This window comes from Acinetobacter sp. ABJ_C5_2 (genome assembly GCF_044538485.1).
Taxonomy (GTDB): Bacteria; Pseudomonadota; Gammaproteobacteria; order Pseudomonadales; family Moraxellaceae; genus Acinetobacter; species Acinetobacter nosocomialis_A.
The window spans coordinates 1-5,823 of record NZ_JBIUCS010000051.1 but is presented as its reverse complement, the minus strand read 5'-3'; the positions used below and the strand labels follow the sequence as shown (position 1 = coordinate 5,823).

The following is a 5,823-nucleotide window of genomic DNA, read 5'->3' as shown; positions in this document are numbered from 1 at the left end:
CTGTCTGCAGTAGAAATTGAATTTAAGTACGTTGCTTCAGTTTTAAGGCTTTTAGCTTTTTTAAAAAGGCAACCTCTGCTCGTAAAGCAGTCACTTCATCAATGAGCTCCTGCTGAGATTTATCTTTATCATCTTTTACAGGCTTGGTTATTTTAGTTTTATCTTGTTTAAGCATATTGGTATAAATCCTCGTGGTATTAAACCCAGCAATCCCTTCTTTATGATACTGAGCTAGCCATCTTCTTAAAATTGACGTCCCGCTCAGATTTAACCGTCTTCTAACTTCTCTTACTGGTATCTTATCAAGAAGCATTTGTACAGCCTTGATTTTAAATTCGGAAGAGTAGTAGGTTTTTTTAGTTTTAACATTCAGACCATCTTCACCTAGTGCCTTATAGTTTTCAATCCATAAGCGGATGGTTTGGAGATCTACATTAAATTCTTGTGAAAGGATTTTATATCCTTTACTTCCCTCTAAATAAGCTTGAATGACACTTAATTTTAACTCTTTTGAATGCTTCGGAATTGGCATAGGGCACACCTCATAAGTTTAAAAAGTCTAACTTATGGGGTGCAGTTCAGAACGGGAGGGGGACACCTTCGGGTGTGCTGGATTCTTTGGCTCCAGTCTGCTAACCCTTCTTCGTTCTGCCACCATAATCATTTAGCAGTGATCTGGTAGAACTTCTATTTCATCTAGGAGTCCGCTATGCGTACTAATTCTTCTCAATTTTTGGCCTTTGCCAAAATCTCTCTATTTATACCGTTTAAATACTTTCTAAATCGGTTTAATCGACTCTAGGTTTTCTGCACCTTACGAATCGTTACGACTCAAAATCATAGCAACAATAAACCCGAGATAGGCGAGCACATCTTTAGTGCCGCTTTTGCATGCCTGTTTTTAGCACTCATTTTAAGAGTGACGGCATTTCTATCTCTTTTACATACAACAAAAAATTATTTTAAACGGTACAACTATGCCACCTTTAGTACTTTCTACACGTGCTTTAAAAGTTGTAAATAAAGCAATTGATTTATTTCACCATCACGGATTCCATTTAGTAGGTGTCGATAGAATTATCAAAGAGTCTGAAATTACAAAAATGACTTTTTATCATCACTTCCAGTCCAAAGCGCGGTTTATTGAAATCTGCCTACTTGTGCAAAAAGAACGGCTACAAGACAAAGTCGTTGAAACGGTGGAATACGACCAAGACTCAAGCGTAAGAGACAAACTCAACAAACTGTATTATTTACACACTGACTTAGAAGGGCCGTATTACCTGTTATTTAAAGCCATTTTTGAAACTAAAAATACCTACTCCAACGCCTACCAAACTGCCATTCGATATAGAACTTGGCTGACCAATGAAATCTATAGTCAGCTTAGATTACTAAAAGCGGATGCTTCATTTCACGATGCCAAATTACTTCTGCATATAATTGAAGGAACCATTATTCAAAGGCTCAGCGATAACCATATAGATGAGCGAGACAAGCCATTCGCATATTTTATAGCGATGTTTTCGTAGAAATATTTAAAAAAATAAAAGCCCGTAATAGGGCTTTTATTTATTAGGTCGGGTTAAAACTTAAGTTTTTTAAGACCACGACTCACACCATTTTGTAGAGCGGCTTTAATAATCGGGCCAATAAAAGGAACGCGGCCTTTAAAGCTAATGGTGTAATTCAAACGAGTTCGGTTATTTCCCAAGTCTGTAAATTGCATCACACCACGATGTGCCTTAATTGGGCTAATGCCACTTGTGATCGCGTACTCGATCAGTTCATTTTCTTTATAGACTAAATTTGTTTCAACAAATGAAGGTGTAAACGGAATAGACATCTTGCGGGCAGAGCCAACACCATTACGTGCATCCTTTCCATTACTAATGCGAGTGACTTTAGCAGGAGCAAAAAGTTTGCTTAGGTTTTCGTGTTCACTCAAGGCTGCAAAGACCTTGTCTACAGGTGCATCAAATTCTTGTATGATGTTGATTTTTTGAGTTTTTAACATCTTGTTCCCTCTAAAGTAAATTTGACATGAGTAATTGTCAGAATTTGGATATTAGCACGCTTTTCACTAGGGTGAAATTCTAGTTCGTCGGCGTGATTTCATCTCTATATTGCATATTTCATATGCAAAGCGAAGCCTTTATTTATTTGCATTTGCGCAATATGCCTTACGTGAAAAATAACAATCGTTGCAAACCGTAAAGAAAGCCTCCTCATAATCAAATGACATGAAAGGAAATAGAGGAATAACAAAATGCGTGCTCTTACTTACCACGGTGCCGAAGATGTTCGAGTTGAAACGGTTGCAGACCCTATTATTCAAGAACCAGATGACATTATTTTACGCGTAACCGCCACAGCGATATGTGGTTCTGACTTGCATTTATATCGAGGCAAAATCCCTAAAACCGAGCAGGACGATATCTTTGGGCATGAGTTTATGGGCGTAGTTGAAGAAGTCGGCCCAGCCGTTACCCATGTGAAAAAGGGCGACCGTGTAATCGTCCCTTTTGTGATTGCCTGTGGTGAATGTTTCTTTTGCCGACTTGACCTAACTGCTGCCTGTGAAACCACCAATACAGGGCGTGGCGCAATTATTAATAAAAAGCAGATTCCACCGGGTGCAGCTTTATTTGGCTATAGCCACTTATATGGCGGTGTACCGGGCGGCCAAGCTGAATATGTCCGTGTGCCAAAAGCCAACAAAGGACCTTTTAAAGTACCCGGCTCATTGTCAGATGAAAAAGTACTTTTCTTGACCGATATTTTACCCACTGCTTGGCAAGCCGTGACCAATGCCCAAGTGACTCGTGGCTCAACCGTTGCAATTTATGGTGCAGGGCCAGTCGGACTATTAAGTGCCGCTTGTGCCAAGATGCTTGGCGCAGAAAAGATATTTATGGTCGATCACAATGAATATCGATTGAACTATGCGGCGGCAACCTATGGTGCTATTCCGGTTAATTTTGATGAAGTCGATGCGGCCGAATTTATTATTCAAAATACTGACAATTATCGCGGTGTCGATGCTGTGATTGATGCCATTGGTTTTGAAGCAAAGGGCAGTGTCATTGAAACAGTGCTCACCAATTTAAAACTTGAAGGTTCAAGTGGCGCAGCGCTTCGTCAATGCATTGCTGCGGTTCGTCGTGGTGGAGTGGTGAGTGTACCGGGTGTCTATGCAGGCCCGATTCATGGTTTCTTATTTGGCGATGCTTTTGATAAAGGACTAACTTTTAAAATGGGTCAAACCCATGTGCATCAATATTTACCGCAACTCTTAGAATTGATTGAGCGTGGTGAATTAACACCCGAAACGATTATTACTCACCGAATGAAATTAGAAGATGCCGCAGAGGGTTATCGCATTTTTAATGAAAGAGAAGAGGACTGCCGTAAGGTGATTCTGCTTCCTTAACACTGTCAATTTTATAATTTAGTTTTAAGCCTCTTCGTAAAAGGGGCTTTTTTTATTTTGAAATGCACAATACCATTGAAAAAGTGCAAACTGTAAAAACGGGTCAAGTACTATTTACTTTGGCACCAGTCGCTTAAACCAAAAGAGAGCATTAATATCGATGCTCTCTTTTTTTATTATGCTTCGGTCAAATGCTTTAACACTTTATGACCATGTTCAACAGCTTTTAACGTAATTTCAGGCTCTGAATGACCTGATACAGGTGAAACTTCATAAAGTAAGAATGTGCTACTTAATTGCATTTGTGTATATTGAATTGAATGTTGAACTGCTTTTAAAAAGCTATCAATTAAGTTTTCCCGATCATTCACCATATCAGCTTCCTTTTGCCCGACTGTCATACTAATAATGGCTTTTTTATCTTTTAATTTGTCACCTTGAGAGCCATAAGCAAACTGATAAGTAAAAACTTCATCAAACCATAATTTTAAAATTGCCGGCATATTAAACCAGAACATTGGATATTGCAGAATGATGGTGTCGTGGCGTAACAACGCTTCTTGTTCAGCACTCACGTCAATTTTATAGTCTGGATAAAGCTGGAAAATATCTCGCACTTCAAGGTCCGGATAGGTTTTTACGAGTTCATTGACAATCGTTTTATTTGCAATTGATTGAGTGTAGTAGGGATGGGCCAAAATAAGTAAAGCCATAATAACGCCTTGTAGCTATAAAAATCATAGTCACTATAATTTTTATAGTACGGGTGTACAATAACTATCAAAGTTGATAGGTGGCGTTAAAAATGGCAAAAACTGAAAATAAATGTGAAATCATAATGAATGGAAAAACTTATCCATGTCATATCAGTATGGCTATGGATTTGGTAGGTGGAAAATGGAAAGGCGTCATTTTGTATTATCTAAAAGATGGGCCAAAACGTTTTAATGAAATCAATCAATTAATGCCAACCATCACTGAAATGACCTTAAGTCTTCAACTTAAACAATTAGAGCAAAGTGGCTTAATATCTCGAACCGTTTATGGTGAAAAAGCACCGATTAAGGTGGTTTATGAAATGACTGAATTAGGCCAGTCTTTTAAACCTGTTTTAGAGTCTTTATCGTTATGGGCACATACGATGATTGGTCAGGCATAAGATTAAAAACTTAAATTAGCCCCATCCCTTGACTTGCCTCTAATATGGTCTGTCTTTGGCAGTCAAAGACAATATTGATGTCATTGGCTTTTACGTAATATTGTTAAGCAAAATAGGTGCCATCTTTAAGGTGCTTTAGATGAGTTAAGAAGATGAGGGAACTAAAGTTTCATGTAAATAAACCCAATAATATTTTTCGCCGTCTACTTTAATGCAGGCCGTCGAAGTGCGTAATGTTTCGGTTTCATCAGTTTGCTGATGTTCCTGATATTGCACCCAACAATAATTTTCAAATTCGTATAAAGCTGTACTCTTAAGAATGTCGATTTTTAAAGAAGGTTTCTTCCCAATATTTTGGTTAAATAAACTATTCACTTCTGCGAAACCAATGCTGTGACCTTGAACTGTTACCATCTTAAAATTTTGATCAAAGCTATCTAAAAGCGGGCTCAGACTTTGCTCTGCATTTTTTCCTGTAAATATATTTTCGATCAAAACATGTAGGTCAATGACACTTTGAATGGCTTGATCCATTTGTTTAGACATGGGTTTTCTCCTTTAAAATTTTACCTTTATTTTAGATAAACTAAAAAGTATGTAAGTTAGGGGAAGATAAGCTAATTTATATAAATTAGACAATACTGTCTGTTTTTTATAAAATATCGATGATTATGACCCAGTTTTATAATAATGATGTCCCATAAAATATTTCAAATTTTAGATAGTTTAGGTTTGGTTGCACAGAATCGCGTACTTCATGTGCAATTTTCCAACCCATCATTAAATCAGCAAGTCTTCTTGCAACGCATTGAGGGCGAACATACTCTTAATCAGGGTAGCGTTGCTGAATTATTGTGCCTGTCTACAAATGCGCATATTGCATTAAAACAATTTATTGGCTGTCAGGTTACCATCGATCAGGTCACTGACATGGGCCAGTTTTTTAGAACGACAGGTATTATTACCGAAGCAAGCCAAGGGCAAAGTGACGGCTCACTCACCATTTATAATTTAACTTTAAAAGATCCAACTGCACTCTGGCATAAACGCCGCAATAGCCGCGTGTTTATGAATAAAAGCGTGCGCGATATTAGCGAAATTTTGTTTAAAGAATGGCAAGGCAAAAGTCCGTTATTTGCTTCAAGCTTAACCCTTGATACATCTGGCTTAACCAAAGACTACGATGTGCGTCCATTTGTGATGCAGTCTAACGAAAGCGATTATGACTTTT

General features: G+C 37.9%; 8 protein-coding genes and 1 pseudogene. 5 read left to right on the top strand and 4 right to left on the bottom strand.

Annotation, left to right across the window (positions count from 1 at the left end):
* Positions 1–22 precede the first annotated feature (22 nt).
* Positions 23–532, bottom strand: a complete 510-nt coding sequence (locus ACH8JV_RS18960; protein ID WP_396523167.1) for a transposase — start codon at positions 530–532, stop codon at positions 23–25.
* Positions 533–977: 445 nt separating this feature from the next.
* On the opposite strand from ACH8JV_RS18960, the gene ACH8JV_RS18955 reads away from it, so the two are divergent.
* Positions 978–1,532 carry a TetR/AcrR family transcriptional regulator gene (locus ACH8JV_RS18955; protein ID WP_396523165.1) on the top strand — a complete coding sequence of 185 codons (555 nt, stop codon included), beginning with the start codon at positions 978–980 and terminating at the stop codon, positions 1,530–1,532.
* Between the two features lie 53 nt (positions 1,533–1,585).
* Here the strand turns inward: ACH8JV_RS18955 and ACH8JV_RS18950 are convergent, their stop codons facing one another.
* Positions 1,586–2,017 carry an SRPBCC family protein gene (locus ACH8JV_RS18950; RefSeq protein WP_000921218.1) on the bottom strand — a complete coding sequence of 144 codons (432 nt, stop codon included), beginning with the start codon at positions 2,015–2,017 and terminating at the stop codon, positions 1,586–1,588.
* Between the two features lie 252 nt (positions 2,018–2,269).
* Here ACH8JV_RS18950 and ACH8JV_RS18945 point away from each other — a divergent pair, with 252 nt between their 5' ends.
* Both ACH8JV_RS18945 and ACH8JV_RS18940 read left to right on the top strand, forming a co-directional pair.
* Entirely contained in the window at positions 2,270–3,433 is a 1,164-nt protein-coding gene (locus tag ACH8JV_RS18945) for a zinc-dependent alcohol dehydrogenase (RefSeq protein WP_396523163.1), read from the top strand.
* A gap of 71 nt (positions 3,434–3,504) precedes the next feature.
* Positions 3,505–3,570, top strand: a pseudogene (locus tag ACH8JV_RS18940) (hypothetical protein); the annotation flags it as partial.
* Between the two features lie 39 nt (positions 3,571–3,609).
* Here the strand turns inward: ACH8JV_RS18940 and ACH8JV_RS18935 are convergent.
* Positions 3,610–4,146, bottom strand: coding sequence for an NAD(P)H-dependent oxidoreductase (locus tag ACH8JV_RS18935; protein ID WP_396523161.1), 537 nt, complete (start codon positions 4,144–4,146; stop codon positions 3,610–3,612).
* A gap of 92 nt (positions 4,147–4,238) precedes the next feature.
* On the opposite strand from ACH8JV_RS18935, the gene ACH8JV_RS18930 reads away from it, so the two are divergent.
* The gene (locus tag ACH8JV_RS18930) at positions 4,239–4,592 is read left to right on the top strand and encodes a winged helix-turn-helix transcriptional regulator (protein WP_396523159.1); all 354 of its coding nucleotides are present in this window, start codon (positions 4,239–4,241) and stop codon (positions 4,590–4,592) included.
* Positions 4,593–4,736: 144 nt separating this feature from the next.
* On the opposite strand, the gene ACH8JV_RS18925 is transcribed toward ACH8JV_RS18930, so the two are convergent.
* Complete coding sequence (locus tag ACH8JV_RS18925; RefSeq protein ID WP_396523157.1) at positions 4,737–5,138, bottom strand: hypothetical protein; 402 nt, start codon at positions 5,136–5,138, stop codon at positions 4,737–4,739.
* A 144-nt stretch (positions 5,139–5,282) separates the two neighbouring features.
* Between ACH8JV_RS18925 and ACH8JV_RS18920 the strand changes: the two genes are divergently transcribed.
* On the top strand, positions 5,283–5,823 hold a 541-nt coding region (locus tag ACH8JV_RS18920; RefSeq protein WP_396523155.1), incomplete at its 3' end, for a contractile injection system protein, VgrG/Pvc8 family.

Bases quoted from the DNA above. Each gene is read 5' to 3' on its own strand.
- ACH8JV_RS18960 (WP_396523167.1), bottom strand. From the start codon at position 532: ATGCCAATTCCGAAGCATTCAAAAGAGTTAAAATTAAGTGTCATTCAA.
- ACH8JV_RS18955 (WP_396523165.1), top strand. From the start codon at position 978: ATGCCACCTTTAGTACTTTCTACACGTGCTTTAAAAGTTGTAAATAAA.
- ACH8JV_RS18950 (WP_000921218.1), bottom strand. From the start codon at position 2,017: ATGTTAAAAACTCAAAAAATCAACATCATACAAGAATTTGATGCACCT.
- ACH8JV_RS18945 (WP_396523163.1), top strand. From the start codon at position 2,270: ATGCGTGCTCTTACTTACCACGGTGCCGAAGATGTTCGAGTTGAAACG.
- ACH8JV_RS18935 (WP_396523161.1), bottom strand. From the start codon at position 4,146: ATGGCTTTACTTATTTTGGCCCATCCCTACTACACTCAATCAATTGCA.
- ACH8JV_RS18930 (WP_396523159.1), top strand. From the start codon at position 4,239: ATGGCAAAAACTGAAAATAAATGTGAAATCATAATGAATGGAAAAACT.
- ACH8JV_RS18925 (WP_396523157.1), bottom strand. From the start codon at position 5,138: ATGTCTAAACAAATGGATCAAGCCATTCAAAGTGTCATTGACCTACAT.